The organism is Arthrobacter sp. UNC362MFTsu5.1, assembly GCF_000685965.1.
In the GTDB taxonomy this organism is placed as follows: domain Bacteria; phylum Actinomycetota; class Actinomycetes; order Actinomycetales; family Micrococcaceae; genus Arthrobacter.
In genome coordinates this window covers 1-21,953 of the sequence record NZ_JMLE01000034.1, presented here as the reverse complement: position 1 = coordinate 21,953, position 21,953 = coordinate 1, and the positions used below count along the sequence as shown (strand labels likewise).

Genomic DNA, 21,953 nt, shown 5'->3' with positions numbered 1-21,953 from the left:
CGCTCTCAGGTGGGGATGACGCGGAACAGGAACTTGGTCCGGACCATCACCCAGAGCAGCGCCACGATCAGGGCGTACGCGGCGGTGTTGAGCCAGATGTTCCCCTGTTGCAGGGCCGGGATGTTCGCAACCACGGCGATGAGCACCACGTGCATGATGAAGACGTACAGCGTTGCCTGCCCCAGCGGGATCAGCAGCCAGCCCACAGCGCGTTCAATCGGCTTCCAGTAGGCCGTGAGCAGCGCGTAGGCCGTGACCAGCAGGGTGAGCACGTTCAGGAGCCGGCCGGGCTCCAGGTAGGTCCGGCCGAAGAACCGGTCGTAGACGGCGCGGTAATTCGCGTCCGAAGTCAGGGCGAGCCGGACGTCGAACTCGTTGGCCAGGTACGGATTGGCCCAGGACATCAGCGCAAAGGCCACCGTGACGGCCGCGCAGGCACCCACCACCCAGCGGTGGGCGGACAGCCAGGCCACGATGGTCCGGCGGTAGTAGCCGCCCACCAGTCCCAGCACAAACAGGACCTGCCACACCAGCAGCGGGAAGGAGTCCTCGAACTGCGACGGCAGGAGCCGGAAACGGAACACTGTGCCGGCGGCGTACAGGGCGGTGGTGGCCAGCAGGACCCACAGCACCTTGCCGCGGGCCAGGGCCAGCAGGATCAGCGGGCTGACCAGGAGCATGATCACATAGAGCCCCATCACGTTGAACTGCCACGGACCGAACTGCAGGAGAAGCACCGCGGGGATGACGGCACCCGACACGGGAAACTGGAGCAGGCCCTGCATGCCGGTGTAGAGGTCATAGGTCCGGCCCGCTCCCGACCTGCCGGCGCCGCCGGTCCCCTGGTCCGTGAACGTGGTCAGCACCTCGGAGTTGAAGGCCGGGATGAGGCTGAGCAGGAACACCAGGACAACTACCGCCAGCGCCGTGACGTACAGCTTGGCCGCCCGCCTGCCGGTCTTTTGCGCCACGAGGCCGATGTTGTCCTGGGCCTTGGGTCCGTAGACCATGCCCAGGACAAGCCCGGAGAGCAGCACGAACAGCTCGGCACCGGACACGAAGCCGATGGTTTCCTGGGTCAGCAGCTGGAAGAACGAGGTCATCCCCACGTGGTTCACCACCACGAACAGGATGGCCACGCCGCGCATCAGGTCCACCCGGGCATCCCGCGAGGACTTGTCCGAGTAGGTCCAGTTCGTGGCCGTACGCAGGCGGACCGGCACCAGCCACAGCAGGACCGCGGCCGCAAGCAGGGTGGCCGCCATGACCGCCGCAGGAACACCCGCCAGGGCATTGCCGGATGACCCGCCCAGCCCCTGAACGGTGGCGGTGACCGGACCGGTGGTGAGCGTGGACTCCTTGACGGCTGCGCCGGCGGCCGCCGCCACGTCCGCGTTCCGGGTCAGGCGCCAGTCAATGATGGTGTTGCCGGCGTCCCCCACGTCCGTTTTCTCGTCCCAGACGACGGCGGCAATCCGGTCCAGTTTCCCCTGCCCCGCGTCGCCCAGCACCTGTTTCCACCAGCCGGACTTGATGTCGTTTTCGGAGGGCCCGCCCGCGGACGGGCTGTAGTAGGCGGCAGTCTGGAGCAGCAGCGGCTTCTCCCGCTTCACGGCGTAGGACTCGTAGAAGTTGGCATCGCCGTGGTCGGAAGCCACACCGCCGTCCGCAGCGGACGCGGCCCCCTGGGCCGTTCCATTCAACAGGGCGGCAAGCTCCCCGTCCTTTGGCAGCGTATTGACGGCGGCTCCCCCGCCGGTGTCGTCATGGAGTGCCGTCAGGCCGGCCCAGTCAACCACGTCGTCGCCCGGGTAGTACGGCGCGTAGGGTGCATCCGAACCGTTCCAGGCGCCGTCGGAATTCGTGTCCAGCGCGGCGAACCCGGCGGTGCCGGGTGCCGGGGCACTGCGGTTCCGGGTGAACGGATAGTCCCGTGCCTGGAAGGGCTGCCACACCATGACGGCGTTGGATTCTGCGTCGAACGCCCGGGCCACGGCCCGGTATGCCGGTACGTAGGCCCCCGGCTGCTGGCCCCAGGAAACCCAGCTGGCGTTCATGTCCGGGGCGAAACGGATCAGCAGCTTTCCGGGGAAGCCCTGCGCCAGCTCCTCGAGCTGCCCGGCGAAGTCGGCGGCGGCGTCCGCGGTGACCTCCGTCAGGGGCACCGCGGGGTTCACGGTCAGCAGGGCGTGGGCGCCGGAGGACGCACTTTGGGCCAGGAACTCCCGCAGATAGGCCTTTTCCGTGGCTTTGACGGGAAAGGAAACATCGTGCCCGAGGACCGCGGGAGTGGCCTGCAGCCGGGCGGCGAAACCGGCGGCGTCGTCCTCGCCCCATTCGAGCACTGCACCGAGGAGGGGCTTTCCGGGTGCGGCCCCGAGGTCCTCACCGGCGGCAGTGTTCGACGCCGGGACGCCGGCCGGCGCTGTTAGGCCGGCTGGCGCTGTTAAGCCGGCTGGCGTTGTACTGGCGGGCTGCGCCGAAAAAGCGGCTGCCCCGGCCGCCTGCGCGGCTCCGGCAGGCAGGAAGAGCACCAGGGCGAGCAACAGGAGGGAGGCACGGAGGAAGGCTCTAAGCGGACTCATCCCGGCCGCCTTTCGGGAAAAGCGCCGAAACAGTTGTCCCGCCGCCAGGCGTTTCCGTGAGCGAGAGTTCGCCGCCGTGCGACTGCACGATCCGCACGCACGTCGCGAGCCCCAGGCCCGAACCCGGGGCGTCACCGGGCCGATGCAGCCGGACCAGCGGTTCAAGGACCCGTTCACGGTCGGCTGCCCCGATGCCCTTGCCGTTGTCCGCCACCCGGACGATGACACCGCGGTCATCGTCCACGGCGTCAATCCGGACCTTGAGTTTCTGCTCGGGGCGGCGGTAGTTGGATGAATTGCCCAGCAGGTTCTGCAGCAGCGTCCGTAGTTGGGCCGGATCAGCCACCACTTCTGCGTCCTCACATTCCAGCGAGGCTCCGGCGCCGAATCCGTCGCCCAGGTCGCTCACGGCCTCGGCCACTGCCCTTTGCAGGGAAACCGGCCGGGGACGCAGCATGCCGCCCACCTGGGAGTAGCTGAGGACGTCGTCCAGCATGGCGAGCATCCGCCGCCCGCTGCCGCCGATGCGCTGCAGGTATCCGGCCGCCGGGCTGTCCGGGCGGATGTCGTCGTCGTCCTCGCTCAGTTCCACGTAGCCAAGGATGGTGGTGAGCGGGATCCGGAGGTCGTGGCTGACGCGTCCGGCGAACTCCGCGAGCTTGCGGTTGCTGCGCCCGAGTTCCTCCAGGGCATGTTGGAGCTGCAGCGTGCGGTGCTGAAGTTCCAACACTTCGACCACCTGCGCCGCGAGGACGTCCAGCATGGCGGTCTGTTCGGTGGAGATGGTAGCCGGCGAGTCGGAGAAGACGCACAGGGAGCCCAGGGCGAAGCCGGAACTGGTCCGCAGCGGTGAGGAGGCATAGAACCGGACATTCGCAATTTCGCCGGTCACAAACGGGTTGTCCGCAAATCTCGGATCATCGCTGGCATCCGGCACAACGGTGGTGTGGCCCTGCTGGAATACCCTGGCACACATCGAGTCCTCCCGGGCGCACAGCCCGGGTTCCAGGCCCGCGGCCGCAAGCTGGAGCTGCTGCTCGGGAGTGATGATGTTGACTACGCTGAACGGCACTCCGCAAAGCTTCGCGGCCAGGTCCACCAGGAAGTTCAGGGCCCGCGCGGCGCTGGCACTGGCACTGGCACTGACGCTGGCACCTTCGTCCGCGGCGGACGCCGGGTCTCTCGGCAATAGTCCGTATTCGCCCAGCACTGAGCGCCGTTCAAAGTCAGCGCTAACAAGGCTGTGCCCATCTGCTTGAGCCACTGGAGTCCCTCTCACCAATCAGGACAGCCGGCCAGGCGCCGCAGTCCCCCCAGCAGGATTCTAGCGGAGCCGGATGCCGCCAGCCGGGGTCCTGTAGTCTCTTGACACCAAGCGCAAATTTCGGGTTGACTATTACGCATGCTGAAATAACAGTTCCATGATGCGGAATGTAGTGGTGCGCTGCGGCCGGGAACGGCCCGTGCGTCCCTCTGCATCGGGGCAGCCCCTTATCCGCATAGCCGACGCCATGGATGCCAGCATTTGCACGAGGGATGTTCAAGCATGCAGCTTGCCGTATTCAACGGGGCGGACCGCGCGGAAGTCACCGCGGCACTTCGCCCCTGCATCGACGTCCGGCGCTGGGTGGACCAGATCGCCGACGCACGCCCGTTTGCCAGCAGCGAGGCCCTGCTGGACTTCGCCCGCAACGCCGCCAGCCCGTTCACTCCCGACGAGGTGGAAGCCGCCATGGCCCACCACCCGCGGATCGGGGAACGGCCCACGGCTTCCACCACCGAGGCCTCCATGTCCCGCTCGGAGCAGGCCGGCGTGGATCCTGCGGACCAGGCGATCACCACGGCACTCGCCGAAGGCAACCGTGCCTATGAGCAAAAGTTCGGCCGGGTGTTCCTGATCCGTGCGGCCGGGCGGACCGCTCCCGAAATCCTGGCAGCCCTGCACGAGCGCCTCAACCACACTGCCGAAGAAGAAGACGCCATAGTGGCCCAGCAGCTGCGCGAAATCGCCCTGCTCCGGCTCGAAGGAGTGATCAGCGAATGACCGTTTCACAGGTGACCACCCACATCCTGGACACCGGGGCCGGGCGCCCGGCTGCCGGCGTCGCCGTCGTACTTTACGCGCGCGACGGCGGCGGCTGGAACCTCGTTGCTTCGGGCACCACGGATGCCGACGGCAGGGCGAAGGACCTTGGTCCGGAACTCCTGCCGGCCGGGACCTACCGGCTGAACTTTGCCACGGGCGCCTACTACGAGGGCCTGGGCACCGCCACATTCTTCCCGGAAGTGGACCTGGTATTCACCGTGTCCGACGCCGGCGAGCACTACCACGTGCCGCTGCTCCTCAGCCCGTTCGCCTACTCGACGTACCGCGGCAGCTAGGGGACGCCCGGGGCGGCCAACCCACTCAACCCCGGGCAGTAGGCTAGATGGCATGGCTTCTGAAGACACCCCCGCCGAACGGCGCGAAATCACCGTGCGCCGGGCACCCAAATACGTGCCGTTCCTCATACTCGGCGGAATCGTGGGCATCATCGTTGCGGCAGTCATCGCGTTTGCCCTGCCCGGGGACCCGAGCTACGAACCCAGCTCCGTCTTCGGCTTCTTTATGGTCCTTTTCGGCGCCGGCGGCGTGATTCTGGGCGCCATTGTTGCCCTCCTGCTGGACCGGCTCAGCGTCCGCCGCGCCGAGCACGCCGTCGTCGAGGCCGTCCCGGAGACCGACTCCGGCAACGACCCGGACGACGGCGGGGACAGCGGCCCCCAGGCCGGCCGTCAGTCATAATCGGGCGGCCGGGAAAGTCCTACCCCATCACGTGAGATAATCGACCAGTGGCACGCGGCGATGGAAAACTTTCTCATGATCTTCTCCCTGGCGAAAAAGGCCCTCAGGACGCTTGCGGCGTCTTCGGGGTCTGGGCACCAGGTGAAGAAGTAGCAAAACTCACCTATTACGGGCTGTATGCATTGCAGCACCGCGGTCAGGAGTCGGCTGGTATAGCAACCAGCGACGGCAAGCGGATCAACGTCTATAAGGACATGGGCCTCGTATCCCAGGTCTTCGACGAGACCACGCTGAACACCCTGACCGGGCACCTGGCCGTCGGCCACTGCCGCTATTCCACTACCGGCGCCAGCCACTGGGCCAATGCCCAGCCCACGCTTGGCGCGACCGCCACGGGAACCGTGGCACTGGCCCACAACGGCAACCTCACCAACACTGCCGAGCTCAACGCCATGATCAACGACCGCAACGGCGGCCAGCTCAGCGGCGAAATGAAGCAGGGCAACACCTCGGACACCGCCCTGGTCACGGCGCTGCTGGAGGGCGAGGAGGGCAAGTCCCTCGAACAGACAGCCATCGAGCTGCTGCCCAAGATCAAGGGCGGCTTCTGCTTCGTCTTTATGGACGAAGGCACCCTCTATGCGGCGCGCGACACCTACGGCATCCGCCCGCTGGTCCTCGGCCGGCTGGAGCGCGGCTGGGTTGTCGCCTCCGAGCAGTCGGCCCTGGCCACTGTGGGCGCAAGCTTCATCCGCGAAATCGAACCCGGCGAATTCATCGCCATCGACGAGGACGGCGTACGGTCCCAGCGCTTTGCGGAGCCGACGCCGGCGGGTTGCGTTTTCGAGTACGTGTACCTCGCCCGTCCGGACGCAGCCATCGCGGGACGCTCAGTGTACGAATCCCGCGTGGAGATGGGCCGCCAGCTGGCCCGCGAAAACACCCAGGAAGCGGACATCGTCATCCCGGTCCCGGAGTCCGGCACCCCGGCCGCCGTGGGCTACGCCGAGGAATCCGGCATTCCCTTCGCCCACGGCTTCGTGAAGAACTCCTACGTGGGCCGCACGTTCATCCAGCCCTCCCAGACGCTGCGCCAGCTGGGCATCCGGCTCAAGCTCAACGCCCTCGAGTCCGTGATCCGCGGCAAGCGTGTTGTGGTGGTGGATGACTCGATCGTCCGCGGCAACACCCAGCGCGCCATCGTCCGGATGCTCCGCGAAGCCGGTGCCGCCTCGGTGCATGTGAAGATCTCCTCCCCGCCCGTGCAGTGGCCCTGCTTCTACGGCATCGACTTCGCGTCCCGCGCGGAACTGATCGCCAACGGCGCCACCATCGAGGAAATCTCCCAGGCCATCGGCGCCGACTCGCTGGCCTACATTTCCGAAGACGGCATGATCGACGCCACGCGTCAGCCGCGCGAGCGGCTCTGCACCGCCTGCTTCACCGGCAAGTACCCCATCGAACTGCCCGGCGCGGACAAGCTCGGCAAGAACCTGCTGGAGCGCACGGACCTCGGCGGCCTCCCTGCTGCCGGATCCGCCGCCGGCGCCCCGGCATCCGCCGCCGCAGCCGTGGACTCCGACGAGGATCCGGCCGGCAAGCCCGGCGCCACGGGCTGCGACCCGGGACCGGACGCCGAGTTCGAGAACCTGCTGACCGACGCCGACCGTCTGACCGCTGACAAGAAAGAGTCCGTATGACTTCCGCATCTTCCTCCGCCCAGAACGCCGGCATCACGTACGCCTCCGCCGGTGTTGACGTCGAAGCGGGAGACCGCGCCGTTGAACTGATGAAGGACGCCGTCAAGGCCACCCATAATTCTTCGGTGATCGGCGGAGTGGGCGGCTTTGCCGGCCTCTACGACGTTTCGAAGCTCCTCACTTACAAGCGGCCTCTGCTGGCGACGTCCACGGACGGTGTGGGCACCAAGGTGGCCATCGCCCAGGCTATGGACATCCATGACACCATCGGCTTCGACCTCGTGGGCATGGTGGTGGACGACATCGTGGTGGTGGGTGCCGAGCCGCTGTACATGACCGACTACATCGCCTGCGGCAAGGTTGTCCCCGAGCGCATCGCGGACATCGTCCGCGGCATCGCCGCAGCCTGCTCCGTCGCCGGTACAGCCCTGGTGGGCGGCGAAACCGCCGAACACCCCGGCCTGCTGGGCGAGCACGAGTACGACGTCGCCGGCGCAGCCACCGGTGTTGTTGAGGCCTCCGACCTGCTGGGCCCGGACCGCGTCCGCGCCGGCGACGTGGTGATCGGCATGGCCTCCTCCGGCCTGCACTCGAACGGCTACTCCCTGGTACGCCGCGTCATCAACCACGCCGGCTGGGCACTGGACCGCCAGGTGTCCGAACTCGGACGCACGCTGGGCGAGGAACTGCTCGAACCCACCCGCGTCTACGCAGCTGACTGCCTGGACCTGGCCCGCACCTTCCCGGTGAACGGATCCGCGGCCGGCAAGGCAGTCCACGGTTTCAGCCACGTCACCGGCGGCGGACTCGCAGCCAACCTGGCCCGTGTCCTTCCCCAGGGCCTCATCGCCACGGTGGACCGCGCCACGTGGGAACTTCCCGCCATCTTCAAGCTGGTCTCGGAACTGGGCAACGTCCCGCTGGCCGACCTCGAGCGCACCCTGAACCTGGGCGTGGGCATGGTGGCCATCGTCTCCCCCGAGGCCGCCGACGCCGCCGTGAACCGCCTCAACGACCGCGGCCTGCCGTCCTGGATCATGGGCACCGTCGAAGAGAACTCGGACTCCATCGTGAAGACCGGCCCGGACTACGTCCAGGGCGCCAAGGGTGTTGACGGCGGCGCAGTCCGACTGGTGAACTCCTACGCCTAAGGGCCTTTAAACCCTCATCGAGTGCTCCGCAACCGCCGTTTAGCAGGTCCATAACGGCAGTTGCGGAGCACTCGATGCGTTTAAACCTCCAGCAGGCTGAATATTCCGCCCTGCGGGTCGCTCAGCGTAGCCACCCTGCCGGCGTCCTCGTCGCCGTCCCGCTCCGGTTCGACCAGGACGACGGCGCCAGCGGCCACCGCGGCGGCCACCGCCTCCGCGATGCTGCCGACGCCGAAGTAGACCTGCCAGCCAGCCTTTAGGGCCTGGTCTTCAGTGTCGGCACCCGCGCCGGCTCCCGCATCCGCGTCCGCGCCCGCGTCCGCCGCCTCGTCATCTTCCTCGTCCTCCAGCGGCAGTGGCGCGATCCCGGCCACCTCCGCGCCGTCCACCATCAGGGTGGTGTACGTTCCGCCGTCGTCCTGCGGGTATTCGGTCACCTCGTGCCCGAACAGCTGCTGGAAGAAGGCGACGGCGGCCTGCGGTTCGGGAGTCAGCAGTTCCGCCCAGGCAAGGGCACCGGATTCGTTGTACCTTGCCGTGCCGGTGTGCGTTCCCGGCTGCCACACCCCGGTGGTGCCGCCGCCGGGCGGCGCCAGGAACACCATGACTCCGGTGTCCTCCACCTCCTCGGGGCCGAACTCCACCGTGCCGCCCGCATGCGGCGTTTCGTCCACGACGGCTCCGGCATCGGCGACAGCAAAGTAGATGTTCCACTGCGCGGCCGTGCCGGAGGACTCCTGCTGAGGGTTCTGGGGCGCAATGACCGTGATGAGGTCGTCGTCCAAATAGGCCTTGGAATAGCTGCGCCCGTCCGGTGTTGGCAAGTCCTCGAAGCGCCAGCCGAACACGGCGGCGTAGAAGGCCTTTGCCGCCTGCACATCCTTGGTCTGCAGATCCGTCCAGCAGATCTCGCCTGCGTTGAAGGTGGTGCGTCCGGTCATAAAATCATTTCCCTTCGACCCTAAATTCGAACCGCAGCCGGACCGGCAGCGGGACAGCCCACGATCAACCTAGTACGGGGCTACGGCACTGACAACATCCCGCCGCAGGAGGACAATGGCGGCTAAGACGGTCCACCGCAGCCGAGTCGCCGTAGGACCGCCGGAACGGAGTGAGCCATGGCCGGCCGTGTGGACATTAACGGGCACCCCACCTGGGTGGAGGACCGCGGAGGCAAAGGGGAGCCGCTCCTGCTGCTGCACGGCGGCCTGGGCAACAGCGACGATCTGCTCAACAGCATTGGTCCGGGGCTGTCGGACGGTTTCCGCGTCCTGGCCTTCGACCGGCGCGGTCACGGCTATACCGCGGACACGGACGCGGACTTCCATTACTCGGACATGGCGGACGAGACGATCGGCGTGCTGGAGGAAGTGGTGGGCGGGCCGGCCCACCTGGTCGGGTGGAGCGACGGCGGCATCATTGCACTGATCGTGGCGCTTCGCCGCCCGGACCTGGTCCGGAAGCTTGTGGTGGTGGGCGCAAACTACCACTTCGAGGGCATTGCCCCCGTGGAGCTGGACCCGGGCTCCGCCGTGCCGCAGGAACTTGGCAAAGCCTATATCGCGCGGTCCCCGGACGGTCCCGGGCATCTGGACGTCGTGATGAACAAGAGTTTCCGGATGGTCGCTTCGGAGCCCACCCTGTCCACGGCCGACATCGCCCGGATCAGCATGCCGGTGCTCGTTGTGGCGGGCGACGACGACCTGGTGACGCTGCCGCACACAGTGTCCCTGTACGAGGCCCTGCCGAATGGCGAATTGGCGGTGTTTCCGGCAGCTTCGCACGGGCTCCCCCTGGAGCAGCCGGAAGCGCTCAACCGAGTCATCCTTGCTTTCCTGGCCGCCACTGGTCCGCCACGGACGCTGATGCCGATTCGGCGGGCCAAAACGACGCAGGAGTGACGACAGGAAGGCCCGTCAGGGCACACCGGAAGCCGGCGCGGCCTGACGGGCCCAATATCTGAGGTCAGCACCCGGGGTGCTGGAAAAGAAGAGCCGAAGAGCCGTACGGATCACTGTGGTGAATGGTACGACGGCGGCACGCCACTGAGTGCCTTACGGCAGGTTCAGTGGGCGACAACTAACCGATTCGACGGGTGTCAACCTCGTCGTCGTCGTCTTCCAAATCGTCCGCGTACTTATCCACATAAGCCGAATAATCCGGTTCGACCGGCTCACTCGAGAAACGGCTCGGTGCACGACCCTCAGTGCTCTTGAGCTCACGCTGAAGCGCAGAGTAGTCGGTGTTCGGGGAATAGTACTTAATATCCCGAGCCTGCTTGGTAGCTTTTGCCTTTTGACGGCCGCGCCCCATGGCGTGACCCCCTTTTGTACTCGGACCGGAGGTGGTCACCATTGGCGTTAGTGAGGCCCCGGAATGTTTGGTCAATTTGTCGTACACCTAGATTACATGCTTTCAGCGGTAACTGCGCCCCGGATCGGGCCCCCGGGAAACACTCGCCACGTTTATGCAGGTCCGGACCGTCTCCGGTCCGCAGATTTTCTTCGGTAGAGTCGTTTGGGCGACTCCAGGCGGGCGGCCCACCGGCGGCCCTCATCCAAGGAAAAAGCCAGGATTACGACGCCGGGAAGGGTGAATCTTCACGTGAATGACCAGAACGGAACGGACACAGGGAACCAAGAGACATCCCCGCGCGCCGGAATGCCACCGGTCGTCCCCCCGCCGCCTTCCCGGCCGCCAACCAGCAGCCTCCCCGTCCTGCCGCCCGCCGTCACTGATGTCACAGACGAAACAGACGTCACAAACAAAACAGTCGAGCCGGACGTCACAGTCGACGCAGACAACAAGCCGGCCCCGAAAGCCGGCGAGCCGCCGCAGACCCTGTTCAAGATCGGCTTCGTGGTGGCCGGGCTCGTGTTCCTGGGCCTGCTCACGTGGTGGCTGGCCACCCTGATCGCGAGCGGGAATGAGCAGGCCGCCAACCAGCCCCCGGCCGCTGCCGTGTCGGAGTCAACATCGCCGTCCGCGCAGCCGACCCGCGGCGACCTTCCGCAGGACGGCGTGAGCGCGCTGGACTACCAGCGGGGCGACTGCTTCGAGAACTTCGATCCGGAAGCCACGGAGTCACGGGTGGTGGCGTGCACCACCGGCCACTCGGCCCAGCTGGTTGCCGTGTACCGGTTCCCGGAATCGGACTCCTACCCGGGCATTGCCGCACTGCGCGAGAAGGGCCGCGAGATCTGCCAGGACGCCGGACTCACCGACGCCGTGGCCAACTACGTCCTCATGCAGCGCAACGCCTACCCGAGCGACACCAGCTGGGAGCAGGGCGACCGGCGGGTTGACTGCTATGTCACCGCGGACAAGGGCAATATCATCATGGAATCCCTCATCCCCTAGTCCTTCCGCCGCACGGACAGCCCGCTGCCGGCGAGGGCACCGCCGTCGCGCTCCTGGCGCTCCAGGCTCGCGATGGTGAGTTCGTCGACGTCGGCCGCGGTATCCACCAGCACAGTGTCCCCGTCGGCGATGTCGCCGGCCAGGATGGCCTTGGCCAGCCGGTCGCCGATTTCGCGCTGCACCAGCCGGCGCAGCGGCCGGGCGCCGTAGGCGGGATCGAAGCCCGTCATGGCCAGCCAGGCGCGGGCACCTTCGGTGACTTCCAGCTCGAGGCGGCGGTCATGCAGCCGCTTGCCGAGTTCTGCCACCTGGAGTTCCACGATCCGGGCCAGCTCCTCGACGTCCAGAGCATCAAACAGCACCACTTCGTCCAGCCGGTTCAGGAATTCCGGCTTGAATGACGCGTGCACCGTGGCCATCACGGCACTGCGCTTGGCGTTGGCATCCAGCGTCTGGTCCACCAGGAACTGGCTGCCCAGGTTGGAGGTCAGCACCAGGATCACGTTGCGGAAGTCCACGGTGCGGCCCTGGCCGTCGGTGAGGCGGCCGTCGTCGAGAACCTGCAGGAGGATGTCGAACACCTCCGGGTGGGCCTTCTCCACTTCGTCCAGGAGCACCACGGAGTACGGACGACGGCGGACGGCTTCCGTAAGCTGGCCGCCTTCCTCGTAGCCCACGTAGCCGGGAGGGGCACCCACCAGCCGCGCCACGGAGTGCTTCTCGCCGTACTCGGACATGTCGATCCGCACCATGGCGCGTTCGTCGTCGAACAGGAAGTCCGCCAGGGCCTTCGCCAGCTCGGTCTTGCCCACGCCGGTGGGACCCAGGAACAGGAAGGACCCGGTGGGCCGGTTGGGGTCGCTGATGCCGGCGCGCGCACGGCGAACGGCGTCCGACACCGCGGTGACGGCCTTCTTCTGGCCGATCAGCCGCCGGCCGAGCTCCTCCTCCATGTGCAGCAGCTTCTGGCTCTCGCCCTGCAGCATGCGTCCGGCCGGGATGCCGGTCCAGGCGGAAATCACCTCGGCGATGTCACCCGCCGTGACTTCATCGGCCACCATGAGTTCCTGCTTCGCCCCGCCGCCTGCCACCCGGGCGGACTCAGCCTCGGCAGCGGCGGACAACTCGCGCTCCAGTGCGGGCAGTTCGCCGTAAAGGATGCGGGAGGCAGCAGCGAGGTCCCCTTCGCGCTGGTACTTCTCCGCAGCCGAACGCAGCTCGTCGATCCGGGCCTTGAGGTCACCCACGTGGTTGAGGCCGGCCTTCTCCGCTTCCCAGCGCGCGTTCAGCGCCGAGAGCGCTTCCTTCTTGTCCGCCATGTCCGCCCGCAGCGCGGCGAGGCGCTCCACGGACGCGGCGTCCTTCTCGTTGGCCAGGGCCAGTTCCTCCATGGTCAGCCGGTCCACCTGGCGCCGCAGCTGGTCGATCTCCTCCGGCGCGGAATCAATCTCCATGCGCAGCCGGGACGCCGCCTCGTCCACGAGGTCGATCGCCTTGTCCGGCAGCTGACGGCCCGAGATGTAGCGGTTGGAGAGCGTCGCGGCAGCCACCAGGGCGGAGTCCGCGATGGACACCTTGTGGTGTGCCTCGTAGCGTTCCTTCAGGCCGCGGAGGATGCCGATGGTGTCGTCCACGCTGGGCTCGCCCACGAACACCTGCTGGAAGCGGCGCTCCAGGGCGGGGTCCTTTTCGATGTTCTCGCGGTATTCGTCCAGTGTGGTGGCGCCGATCAGGCGCAGCTCACCGCGGGCCAGCATGGGCTTGAGCATGTTGCCGGCGTCCATGGAGCTGTCCCCGGAGGCGCCTGCGCCCACCACAGTGTGGAGTTCGTCGATGAAGGTGACGATCTGCCCCTCGGAGCTCTTGATCTCCTCCAGGACGGCCTTCAGCCGTTCCTCGAACTCCCCGCGGTACTTGGCGCCGGCCACCATCGAGGCGAGATCCAGGGCGATCAGGGTCTTGCCGCGCAGGCTTTCCGGCACGTCGTTGGCGACGATCCGCTGGGCCAGGCCCTCGACGACGGCGGTCTTGCCGACGCCGGGCTCGCCGATGATCACCGGGTTGTTCTTGGTGCGGCGGCTCAGCACCTGGATGATGCGGCGGATCTCGGCGTCGCGGCCGATCACCGGGTCCAGCTTGCCGGAGCGGGCGATCGCGGTGAGGTCCGTGCCGAACTTCTCCAGGGCCTGGAAGGTGTTCTCGGGGTCGGCGTTGGTGACCTTGCGGTCCCCCCGGACACCCGGCAGGGCGGCGAGCAGGGCCTCGTGGGAGGCGCCGGCGTCGCGCATTAACTTCCCGACGGCGTCACTGCCGGCGGAGAGCCCCAGCAGCAGGTGCTCGGTGGAAACGAAGGTGTCGCCCAGCTTGTCGGCTTCGTTCTGGGCGTTCTTGATGGCCTGCAGGGCGGTGCGGGAAAGCTGGGCCTGCTGCACCGAGGTGCCGGACGACGCCGGCAGTGCTTTGATGGCGGTGCTGGCCTGGACGCTGACGGCGTCAGGATCGGCGCCGGTGGCGCGGAGGAGCGCGACGGCGACGCCCTCGCGCTGGTCCATCAGAGCCTTGAGCAGATGGGCAGGCTCAACCTGGGGATTTCCTGCCGTGGAGGCATTCATGGCTGCTGCCGAAAGAGCCTCCTGGCTCTTGGTGGTGAACTTGGCGTCCAAAGAGAGCTCCTTTCGGGGATAGATCAACTCTTAAAGTTGAGTGTACATGACTCAACTTTGCCGGACGTGGCCTCTAGGTCCATGTTTGCCGACGGCGAAATGGCTGTCTAGGGGCGATCGACCCCCGCCCCCGGACGCGGCATCCCTGGCGGGGCATCCCTGGGCGGCGTCCCGGACGCGGCATCCCGGGCGCGGCAGGTTGCTAGTCGGCGCCGACGCCAGTGACCAACGTGATCCAGCCCAGATGGCGGGAGACGGCAGCGTGGTCGTTGTAGAAGCCGGTGAAACTGGAGGGAGCCCCCCTCGGCAGGACGCTCGACGTCGACAACACACCCACCAGCTTTCCTCCGACGATGAGGGGGCCGCCGGAGTCCCCCGCCAGCGGGTGCCCTGTCTGCGATTGCGTCCGCACGGACAAACCGCCAAAAGCGTCCGAGCCCCGTCCTGACACCTTCACGCCGGCAGCCTTGACCTGCGGGGACATGGCCCCGGCCCCCTCCGTCTCGTCACCCCAGCCGAACACGCGCGCGTCCGATCCTGCCGCCGGGAACGTTCGGGACAGGCCGGCATAGGTTCCGGGGTGCGGGGTGGAGAGCTTGAGCAGCAGCACGTCACCCACGGGCGACGGGTAGCGGGCAGCAATGGTGCGTACTACGCCACCGGCGCCGAGGGAGGGAGTGTCCAGGCGGACGGAGTGAAGGCTGGCAGAGTCGCAGTGCCTGGCAGTGATCACCCAGCTGGCTGAAATCTGGCTGCCCGTGCAGGCCACCCTGGTGCCGGCGGTGCCGTAGGCGATCTGCACCGCAAAGGGGGCCTCGGCGATGGAAACCGTCTCGCCGCCGGCGATGTCCGTCCCGCCGCGCGAAGGTCCGGCGGCGCCCGGGTCCGGCGTACCCGACGCCGGGAGCGCCGTCAGCGACAGGAGAAGCAGAGCGGCAGCCATGACCCGCAAAGCGCGGAGAATCCGGGCCTTCAGGCGGCAACGCATTTTCATATGGTAGGACTCCGGCCGCGGAAACGTTAGCCCTCGCGCAACACGCCGGCCCGGACACGCAGGAGGGCGGCTCCCCCAAGGAACCGCCCTCCGGCTGGTGTGGCCGGCGCATCGCAGTGCACCTTCCCCACAGAGACTTCTCTGGTGGACCGCCGCCCGCCGCGAGGCGGGCAGACGGTCCGGTGACGACACTACAATGCATTTGCCGGCATGTCACGAAGATGACAAAAGCAGTCATACGGCGGTGGGTATTGTGGGAGCCATGGAGCACACCCAGGACGCCGGCACCCCCACCACCCAGCACATATTCATCGACAAGGAGAGCCCGGCCGTCTGGCGGGCGCTGAACGGGCTCGGCCTGAAAGCACGCGAAGCCGCCGATGAAGCCGGCATCAGCAGGGCCCTGACCGAACTGCTGAACGTTCGCATTTCGCAGATCAACGGCTGCGCCTACTGCCTGAACATGCACGTTGCCGATGCCCTCAAAAAGGGTGAAACCACCCAACGGCTCGCGGTGCTGGCCGCCTGGCGGGACACCGCACTGTTTACGGAGCAGGAGCGCGCGGCCCTGGCGCTGGCGGAGTCCATCACCACCCTTCCGGACGCCCACACCCGCGAACGGGAGGACGCCTACGCCCGGCAGCACCTAAACGCGGCCGAGTACTCTGCGGTGAGCTGGCTGGTGATTACGATGAACGCCTTCAACCGCGTATCCATCACCAGCCAGCACCCCGTGCGGCGCGAAGCCAAGGAACAGCCGGCCGCGCAGGCCTAACCACGCAAGGCTGACCAAGCAGGCTGACGTTAGGCCTGGTAGACGTTAGGCCGGGTAGACGGCCACTGCGGCCGCCTTGATCACGAAGTAGACAGTCATACCCGGCGCAAGCCCCAGGTCCGCAGAGGCGGCCGGTGTGATGTCGGCGGACATCCCGCCGGCCCGGACCCGGATCTGGTCGCCGTGCTGTTCCAGGTCCGTGACTGTGACGGGGAATGAGTTCCGGGGGCTGCCGTGCGCTTCGCTCAGGAACACGGAGACGGCCGACGGCGGGAACGCGGCAACGCCGGGCTGCCCGCCCGTGTTTGGCGTGCCGGATCCCACCGGAAAGAGGTCCTCGTCCTGGTGGCCGGCCACCTCAAGACCCCCTGCTGTCCGGATGCCGGTGGCGGTGATGGTTCCGGGAATGAGGTTCAGCCCCGCCAGCCCGGCGGCAAACCGGCTCCGGGGCCGCTGCAGGACCTGCCGGGTGGGCCCTTCCTCGGCAATTCTGCCCCCTTCGAGGATGACCACCCGGTCGGCAAGCATCAGGGCGTCCAGGACGTCGTGGGTGATGATGATGGCGCGACGCCCGGCCAGGACCTTCTTCAGGAGCCTCCGGAGCAGCGGCGCCGCGTGGATGTCCAATGCCGCCATGGGCTCGTCCAGCAGCAGCACTTCAGGGTTGGCCGCAAGGGCCCTGGCCACCGCCACGCGCTGGGCCTGGCCGCCGGAGAGTTCCGCTGGCCGCCGGGCCGCGAGGTCCCCGGCATCCACCGCAGCCAGCCACTCACGGGCCGACTCCCGGGCCGCTTTCCTGGCCGTTCCGGCGCTGCGGGGCCCGAAGGCCACGTTTTCCAAGGCGGTGAGGTGCGGGAACAGCAGCGGCTCCTGCGCGAGGAGTGCCGTGCGGCGGTGGTGCGGCGCGGTCCAAACGCTGGCTCCGCCGTCGAGGTCGAACAGCACTTTTCCATCGATGACGGCACGGCCGGAATCGGGCCGCAGCAGTCCGGCAATGACGCTGAGGAGGGTGGATTTGCCGGCCCCGTTGGGGCCAAGGACCGCAACCGTTTCGCCCGGCGCGAGGCTCAGGCCGACGTCGAACCCACGGGCGCCCACGGTTGCCTGCATGCGAAAGCTCACCGGGCACCGTCCAAGCGTCCGCCGGCTGCGCCGCCCGCCGGGGAACTGCGCTGGCCCGGCCGTCCGGGGCGCCGGTACGTCAGTCCCACCACCGTCACGGCCACGGCCACCAGGACCAGGGAAAGCGCGACGGCGGCGTCGGCGTCCGTTTCACGCTGCAGATAGATTTCCAGCGGCAGGGTCCGGGTCACCCCTTGCAGGCTCCCGGCGAAAGTGAGCGTCGCGCCAAATTCGCCCAGGCTCCGCGCGAAGGACAGCACGGCCCCGGAGGCCAGGCCGGGCAGCACCAGCGGGACGGTGACGCGTCGCAGAACGGTGGTGGGCCGGGCACCGAGGGTGGCGGCCACCGCCTCGTACCGGCCGCCGGCGGTGCGCAGCGCACCTTCCAGGCTGACCACGAGGAACGGCAGTGCCACGAAGGTCTGCGCGAGCACCACCGCCGTCGTCGAAAAGGCAATCTGGATCCCGGCGGCCCCAAGGCTCCGGCCCAGCAATCCTTGTCGACCGAAGGTGTACAGGAGGGCGATGCCGCCCACCACCGGCGGCAGCACCAGCGGCAGCAGCACAAAGGCACGCAACAGGCGCTGGCCCGGGAAGCTCGAACGCGCCAGGACGAGGGCCAGCGGCACGCCAAAAACAATGCACAGCGCGGTGCTCGCCGCCGAGGTCCGCAGGCTGAGGCCGAGCGCCGTCAGGGACGATTCGGACGTGACCAGCGGGATGAACTGCGGCCAGTTGACGCGGGCGGCCATGGCCGCCAGCGGAAGGAGCACGAACACTGCGCCCGCCGCGGCGATGGCGTAGACCCAGCGCGGGACTCCGTGGTACCCGCTTCCCCGTCCCCGATTCATGGTCTCCTTACGGCGCTCCGAAACCGGCGTCGGCGAGGGTCTTCCTGCCTTCGGCACCGGTCACCTGGGCGATGAAGGCGGCGGCGAGTTCCTTGTTCCTGCTCGAGCCTACTGTGGCGATGGGATACGTGTTGACGGCCTTGCCGGCTTCCGCGAACGGGATTCCCTTCACCTTGTCCCCGGCGCCCTTGACGTCCGTGATGTACACCAGGCCGGCGTCGGCTTCACCGGAGGTCACTTTGCCCAGCACATCCGTGACTGACGATTCCTCACTGACCGGCGACAGGGTGACGCCGGCGGCCTTTTCCACGGCGTCCGATGCTGCCCCGCACGGGACCTGGCTGGCGCAGACAACCACCTTGACTCCCGGCTTGGCGAGGTCGGCGAAGGCCGCGATCGACGCCGGATTGGAGGGCGGGACGGCGATCTGCAGGGTGTTCGTGGCGAAGTTCGCCGCCGCCCCTTCGAGGAGTCCGGCGTCGGCAAGCTTGCCCATGTTTTTGGTGTCCGCCGAGGCAAAGACGTCAGCGGGCGCACCTTGGGAGATCTGCGTGGCCAGGTCCGAGGAGCCGGCGAAGCTGAGCGTCACCTTGGTGCCGGGGTTCTTTGCTTCAAAGTCGCTGGCGAGCTTGGTGAAAGTGGCCTTGAGCGAGGCCGCGGCGAAAACGGTAAGGGTCCCGGAGAGCTGCCCGGCCGTCTCCGAGGATCCGGCACCCGCGGTGCCTGTCGACGTTGACGCTGACGGAGCGCAGGCACCCAGCCCGAGAGTAAGCGCGGTGGCCGCCAGCAGTGCGGTGGCACGCGGAATCCAGGACTTCACACGATGCTCTTTCCCTGTGGCGTTTCAATGATCACCGTGGTGGCCTTGACGACAGCCGTGGCAATGGACCCGAGCTCCAGACCCAACTCCCGCACGGCTTCGCTGCTCATCAGCGACACCACCCGGAACGGCCCGCACTGCAGTTCGACCTGGGCCATAACCTTGTCCGCAGTGATTCCGGTGACCAGGCCGACGAACCGGTTGCGGGCCGAACTGCCCACCCTGGTGGGATCCTCCGGAAGCTGGGCCTGGTCGCGGGCCAGGGTGGCAAGCTCGAACCCGTCAACAGCAAGGCGGCCGGTTTCGTCCTTCACGGGCGTGAGGCTTCCGTTCTCGGTCCAGCGGCGGACGGTGTCGTCACTGACACCCAGGAACCGGGCTGCTTCGGCAATTCGAATGGTTGGCATTTCTTCAGAATAACCTCATTTGCGGATCAACGGGGTCAATTTGTCCGCAAGTACTGAACTCTGGGACTCGTTCCGGAACCGACGATCCGTACCGCGGGCATTGGCTGGCGTGAACCATAGCCCCGCCGCCAGCTGCGGCAGTACGATTTCCGGTGGGGGCGGAGCCGCCAGCGCCGAGGAGCGTTGCCATGAAATGGATCAGGCCTGACAGTCCGGACTATGACGAATCCCGGAAACTTTTCAACGCGATGATCGACCGTCGCCCGGCCGTCATTGCGCAATGCAGCACCCCCGGCGAGGTGGCCGAGGCATTGAAGCATGCCCGCGACAACGAACTGGCCGTGGCTGTCCGTGCCGGCGGGCACTCCGTGGCCGGAATGTCCATGAACGACGGCGGCCTGGTGGTGGACGTGCGTCCCATGAAATCGGTCAGTGTGGATCCGGAGAACCGCACCATCACGGCCGGCGCCGGCCTCACCTGCGGGGAGTTTGACCGTGCTACCCAGGAATACGGCCTCGCCCTGACCGGAGGCCGCGTCTCCACCACAGGACTGGCCGGCTTCACGCTGGGCGGCGGCTCCGGCTGGCTGGAACGGGCCTTCGGATTCGCCTGCGACCATCTGATCTCGGTGGACCTGGTCACCGCCGCCGGCGAACTGGTGACCGCCAGCGCCAGCGAGAACCCCGACCTGTTCTGGGCCCTGCACGGCGGAGGCGGAAACTTCGGCGTGGCCACATCCTTCACCTTCGGACTGCATGAGCTGGGGCCGAAAGTACACGCCGGCCTGATGATCTGGCCCGGGGAGGCCGCCACCGAAGTCAGCCGCGGATATCGGGAGCTTGCCCTCGCCGCCCCCAACGAGGAATGCGCTACCCTGCTCTATTTCACCGCCCCGCCCGAGCCGTTCATGCCGCCGGAGATGGTGGGAAAGATGGCCCTTGGCGTGGTGTACATCTATGCCGGCGACGCCGGTGAAGGCGCCGAGCGGGCCCAGCCGTACCGCGCTCTGAACCCTGCGGTGGATCTGGTGGAGGATACCAACTACGCCGACTTCCAGTGCTCGCTGGATGACCCTCCCGGCCTGTACAACTACTGGAGCGCCGACTACCACAACGAACTTTCCGACGACGCCCTGGACATCATCATTGATTCGGCGCGCAAGCTGCCCGGCCAGCACTCCCAGCAGCTGATCGCACACTGGGGAGGCGCAGTGGGCGGACCTGCCGCGGCCGCCACGCCCCTGCTAAACCGCAATGCGAGCTGGGTCAGCCACCCGTTCGGCCTTGGCGAGACACCGCAGGAGGGTGACGAGGCCAGGTCGTGGGTGAAGGATTTTCGCCACGATATCGCGCCCCATGCCACCGGCGGGGTGTGGTTGAACTTCATCGGCGACGAAGGCCAGGCGCGGGTCCGCGCAGCATTCGGGGATGAGAACTTCAACAGGATGTCCCGGGTCAAACGGGAATTCGATCCGGACAATGTGTTCCGCGGCAACCAGAACATCCCGCCCGCCGCCGAGTAGGTCGGATAGCCCGGAGTGCGGCATGGACAGGCAGGTTCTCCGCCACGGGCGTCGACCACCTTCGACGCCCCTAGTCAGGGCATCCACCTCTCAGCATCTGAAGTAGTTGTTTCGTCGCGGCACCTGCCGTGGGTCGATGTGGGGTGGCGGGATGAACCAGGGGATCCCGGTTTTGACCTGGATCTGCCACTGTTCCTTGTGGATCAAGTGGTGATGGGAACTGCAGAGCAGCGTGCCGTTCTCTGCGCTGGTGGTTCCGCCGCGTGACCAGTAGGTGATGTGGTGGGCTTCGCACCAGGGTGCGGGGATGGTGCAGCCCGGGAACGCGCAGCCTTGGTCGCGGGCGGTGAGGGCTTTGCGGATGTGCGGCGGAAAGACCCGGGTGGTCCGTCCGATGTCGAGGATGCGCCCCTGGCTGCCGAGCAGGACGGGGATGATGTCGGCGTCGCAGGCGATTTTGCGGACGGTGGCGGGCGTGACGGGGCCGGTGAACGTGAAGGAGCCCGTGCCCGGGAAGCGAGTGCCGGGGATGCCGGTGGTGGTGGCGGTGCCTTGGCCGGTGCCAGAAGTCTCGGTGCCGTGTTCGAAGTTCTCCAACCGGGCCAGGAGGTCGCGGTAGTCGATGGTGACCATGACCTGGGGCCGGAGCCCGCCCGCGGCAGGAAGGCCGCCGGTGGCCAGCCCTGCTTTAACCGCGCCGACGAGGCCGTCCAGGAGCTGCTGCGGCCGGGTCCGCTGGTCCAGATCCTCCACGTCATCACCGGCGCTGCCCTCACCAGCGCGGGTGCGGGGGTTGGTGGCGATGTTCATCGCCGTCAGCAGGTGCTCGGATTGCTCCTTGGTCGCCAAGATTTCCATCCGCTGCAGTCCGCGGCGGGGCTGGCGGAGGAAGACACCCTGACGTTGCCGGAGCTCGGTTTCGGTGGGTTCGGACCCGTCCTGGTCGATCGCCTCTGTCCACTGCCGGGCGACCCGGGCGACGAAGTCGGTGTCGTGCTCCACCGCGGCCCGGGTCAGGGCATATTCCATCCGGCCGGTGACTTCCGCATCCGCGTGGTGGCCAACCCTGTCCAGGGCGAGCGTGATGATGGTCGCGGACCGCGACGCGACGGTCCCGGCTTCGACGGCGGCGGCGAGTTCCGGCCGTTCCGGTGGTTGGGTGTGCCCGGTGATCCCGGTCCGCGGCAGTACCGCCCCGGCCAGCGCGAGCCGGCGGC

At 67.5% G+C, this 21,953-nt stretch carries 20 protein-coding genes; 9 read left to right on the top strand and 11 right to left on the bottom strand.

Translation table 11 applies throughout. The annotated features are described in order from the left end of the window. Positions 1 to 5: 5 nt before the first annotated feature. Both opgC and BS38_RS0121400 read right to left on the bottom strand, forming a co-directional pair. Complete coding sequence (gene opgC, locus BS38_RS0121405; protein ID WP_231511385.1) at positions 6 to 2,585, bottom strand: OpgC domain-containing protein; 2,580 nt, start codon at positions 2,583 to 2,585, stop codon at positions 6 to 8. Beyond that, positions 2,572 to 3,849, bottom strand: coding sequence for a GAF domain-containing sensor histidine kinase (locus tag BS38_RS0121400; protein WP_028272623.1), 1,278 nt, complete (start codon positions 3,847 to 3,849; stop codon positions 2,572 to 2,574). Before BS38_RS0121400 ends, opgC begins: the two co-directional genes overlap by 14 nt. A gap of 282 nt (positions 3,850 to 4,131) precedes the next feature. Between BS38_RS0121400 and uraD the strand changes: the two genes are divergently transcribed. The 5 genes from uraD to purM are packed head-to-tail and all read left to right on the top strand — an operon-like array spanning position 4,132 to position 8,221. Further along, a complete protein-coding gene (gene uraD / locus BS38_RS0121395) occupies positions 4,132 to 4,629 on the top strand; it encodes a 2-oxo-4-hydroxy-4-carboxy-5-ureidoimidazoline decarboxylase (protein ID WP_028272622.1) in 498 nt (165 codons plus the stop codon). Further along, a complete protein-coding gene (gene uraH / locus BS38_RS0121390) occupies positions 4,626 to 4,967 on the top strand; it encodes a hydroxyisourate hydrolase (RefSeq protein WP_028272621.1) in 342 nt (113 codons plus the stop codon). The genes uraD and uraH overlap by 4 nt, the downstream gene beginning before the upstream one ends. A 52-nt stretch (positions 4,968 to 5,019) precedes the next feature. Further along, positions 5,020 to 5,370: a hypothetical protein gene (locus BS38_RS0121385; protein WP_028272620.1), complete on the top strand. Its 351-nt coding sequence runs from the start codon at positions 5,020 to 5,022 to the stop codon at positions 5,368 to 5,370. A 47-nt stretch (positions 5,371 to 5,417) separates the two neighbouring features. Continuing rightward, positions 5,418 to 7,070, top strand: a complete 1,653-nt coding sequence (gene purF / locus BS38_RS0121380) for an amidophosphoribosyltransferase (RefSeq protein WP_028272619.1) — start codon at positions 5,418 to 5,420, stop codon at positions 7,068 to 7,070. Continuing rightward, positions 7,067 to 8,221: a phosphoribosylformylglycinamidine cyclo-ligase gene (purM, locus tag BS38_RS0121375; RefSeq protein ID WP_028272618.1), complete on the top strand. Its 1,155-nt coding sequence runs from the start codon at positions 7,067 to 7,069 to the stop codon at positions 8,219 to 8,221. The genes purF and purM overlap by 4 nt, the downstream gene beginning before the upstream one ends. A gap of 80 nt (positions 8,222 to 8,301) precedes the next feature. On the opposite strand, the gene BS38_RS0121370 is transcribed toward purM, so the two are convergent. Further along, the gene (locus tag BS38_RS0121370) at positions 8,302 to 9,162 is read right to left on the bottom strand and encodes a VOC family protein (protein WP_028272617.1); all 861 of its coding nucleotides are present in this window, start codon (positions 9,160 to 9,162) and stop codon (positions 8,302 to 8,304) included. Between the two features lie 177 nt (positions 9,163 to 9,339). Between BS38_RS0121370 and BS38_RS0121365 the strand changes: the two genes are divergently transcribed. Next, entirely contained in the window at positions 9,340 to 10,122 is a 783-nt protein-coding gene (locus BS38_RS0121365) for an alpha/beta fold hydrolase (protein WP_028272616.1), read from the top strand. 178 nt (positions 10,123 to 10,300) lie between these two features. On the opposite strand, the gene BS38_RS0121360 is transcribed toward BS38_RS0121365, so the two are convergent. Beyond that, on the bottom strand, positions 10,301 to 10,534 hold the full coding sequence (locus BS38_RS0121360; protein ID WP_028272615.1) for a DUF3073 domain-containing protein: 234 nt from the start codon (positions 10,532 to 10,534) through the stop codon (positions 10,301 to 10,303). A gap of 348 nt (positions 10,535 to 10,882) precedes the next feature. Here BS38_RS0121360 and BS38_RS25910 point away from each other — a divergent pair, with 348 nt between their 5' ends. Continuing rightward, entirely contained in the window at positions 10,883 to 11,581 is a 699-nt protein-coding gene (locus BS38_RS25910) for a septum formation family protein (RefSeq protein WP_156037208.1), read from the top strand. On the opposite strand, the gene clpB is transcribed toward BS38_RS25910, so the two are convergent. Beyond that, entirely contained in the window at positions 11,578 to 14,244 is a 2,667-nt protein-coding gene (gene clpB / locus BS38_RS0121350) for an ATP-dependent chaperone ClpB (protein ID WP_028272614.1), read from the bottom strand. The two genes, BS38_RS25910 and clpB, sit on opposite strands and share 4 nt — an antisense overlap. Before the next feature lie 202 nt (positions 14,245 to 14,446). Then, positions 14,447 to 15,232, bottom strand: coding sequence for a S1 family peptidase (locus BS38_RS0121345; RefSeq protein ID WP_231511382.1), 786 nt, complete (start codon positions 15,230 to 15,232; stop codon positions 14,447 to 14,449). A gap of 268 nt (positions 15,233 to 15,500) precedes the next feature. Here BS38_RS0121345 and BS38_RS0121340 point away from each other — a divergent pair, with 268 nt between their 5' ends. Continuing rightward, complete coding sequence (locus tag BS38_RS0121340) at positions 15,501 to 16,013, top strand: carboxymuconolactone decarboxylase family protein (RefSeq protein WP_051629077.1); 513 nt, start codon at positions 15,501 to 15,503, stop codon at positions 16,011 to 16,013. A gap of 45 nt (positions 16,014 to 16,058) precedes the next feature. Here BS38_RS0121340 and BS38_RS0121335 read toward each other — a convergent pair whose 3' ends face one another. Genes BS38_RS0121335 through BS38_RS0121320 form a run of 4 tightly spaced genes read right to left on the bottom strand, consistent with a single transcriptional unit; the run spans position 16,059 to position 19,213 of the window. After that, the gene (locus tag BS38_RS0121335) at positions 16,059 to 17,135 is read right to left on the bottom strand and encodes a sulfate/molybdate ABC transporter ATP-binding protein (protein WP_028272611.1); all 1,077 of its coding nucleotides are present in this window, start codon (positions 17,133 to 17,135) and stop codon (positions 16,059 to 16,061) included. Then, positions 17,132 to 17,986 carry an ABC transporter permease gene (locus tag BS38_RS25905; RefSeq protein WP_043439545.1) on the bottom strand — a complete coding sequence of 285 codons (855 nt, stop codon included), beginning with the start codon at positions 17,984 to 17,986 and terminating at the stop codon, positions 17,132 to 17,134. The genes BS38_RS0121335 and BS38_RS25905 overlap by 4 nt, the downstream gene beginning before the upstream one ends. Positions 17,987 to 17,993: 7 nt before the next feature. Then, on the bottom strand, positions 17,994 to 18,806 hold the full coding sequence (gene modA / locus BS38_RS0121325; protein ID WP_028272610.1) for a molybdate ABC transporter substrate-binding protein: 813 nt from the start codon (positions 18,804 to 18,806) through the stop codon (positions 17,994 to 17,996). After that, positions 18,803 to 19,213, bottom strand: a complete 411-nt coding sequence (locus tag BS38_RS0121320) for a TOBE domain-containing protein (protein ID WP_028272609.1) — start codon at positions 19,211 to 19,213, stop codon at positions 18,803 to 18,805. The genes modA and BS38_RS0121320 overlap by 4 nt, the downstream gene beginning before the upstream one ends. 188 nt (positions 19,214 to 19,401) lie before the next feature. On the opposite strand from BS38_RS0121320, the gene BS38_RS0121315 reads away from it, so the two are divergent. Further along, a complete protein-coding gene (locus BS38_RS0121315) occupies positions 19,402 to 20,736 on the top strand; it encodes an FAD-binding oxidoreductase (protein ID WP_028272608.1) in 1,335 nt (444 codons plus the stop codon). Positions 20,737 to 20,826: 90 nt separating this feature from the next. Here BS38_RS0121315 and BS38_RS0121310 read toward each other — a convergent pair. Further along, on the bottom strand, positions 20,827 to 21,953 hold a 1,127-nt coding region (locus BS38_RS0121310; protein WP_028272607.1), incomplete at its 5' end, for an HNH endonuclease signature motif containing protein.

Bases quoted from the DNA above. Each gene is read 5' to 3' on its own strand.
- BS38_RS0121345 (WP_231511382.1), bottom strand. From the start codon at position 15,232: ATGCGTTGCCGCCTGAAGGCCCGGATTCTCCGCGCTTTGCGGGTCATG.
- BS38_RS0121360 (WP_028272615.1), bottom strand. From the start codon at position 10,534: ATGGGGCGCGGCCGTCAAAAGGCAAAAGCTACCAAGCAGGCTCGGGAT.
- BS38_RS0121340 (WP_051629077.1), top strand. From the start codon at position 15,501: ATGGAGCACACCCAGGACGCCGGCACCCCCACCACCCAGCACATATTC.
- BS38_RS0121370 (WP_028272617.1), bottom strand. From the start codon at position 9,162: ATGACCGGACGCACCACCTTCAACGCAGGCGAGATCTGCTGGACGGAT.
- uraD (WP_028272622.1), top strand. From the start codon at position 4,132: ATGCAGCTTGCCGTATTCAACGGGGCGGACCGCGCGGAAGTCACCGCG.
- BS38_RS25905 (WP_043439545.1), bottom strand. From the start codon at position 17,986: ATGAATCGGGGACGGGGAAGCGGGTACCACGGAGTCCCGCGCTGGGTC.
- BS38_RS0121365 (WP_028272616.1), top strand. From the start codon at position 9,340: ATGGCCGGCCGTGTGGACATTAACGGGCACCCCACCTGGGTGGAGGAC.
- BS38_RS25910 (WP_156037208.1), top strand. From the start codon at position 10,883: ATGCCACCGGTCGTCCCCCCGCCGCCTTCCCGGCCGCCAACCAGCAGC.
- purM (WP_028272618.1), top strand. From the start codon at position 7,067: ATGACTTCCGCATCTTCCTCCGCCCAGAACGCCGGCATCACGTACGCC.
- BS38_RS0121320 (WP_028272609.1), bottom strand. From the start codon at position 19,213: ATGCCAACCATTCGAATTGCCGAAGCAGCCCGGTTCCTGGGTGTCAGT.
- opgC (WP_231511385.1), bottom strand. From the start codon at position 2,585: ATGAGTCCGCTTAGAGCCTTCCTCCGTGCCTCCCTCCTGTTGCTCGCC.
- uraH (WP_028272621.1), top strand. From the start codon at position 4,626: ATGACCGTTTCACAGGTGACCACCCACATCCTGGACACCGGGGCCGGG.
- BS38_RS0121385 (WP_028272620.1), top strand. From the start codon at position 5,020: ATGGCTTCTGAAGACACCCCCGCCGAACGGCGCGAAATCACCGTGCGC.
- BS38_RS0121315 (WP_028272608.1), top strand. From the start codon at position 19,402: ATGAAATGGATCAGGCCTGACAGTCCGGACTATGACGAATCCCGGAAA.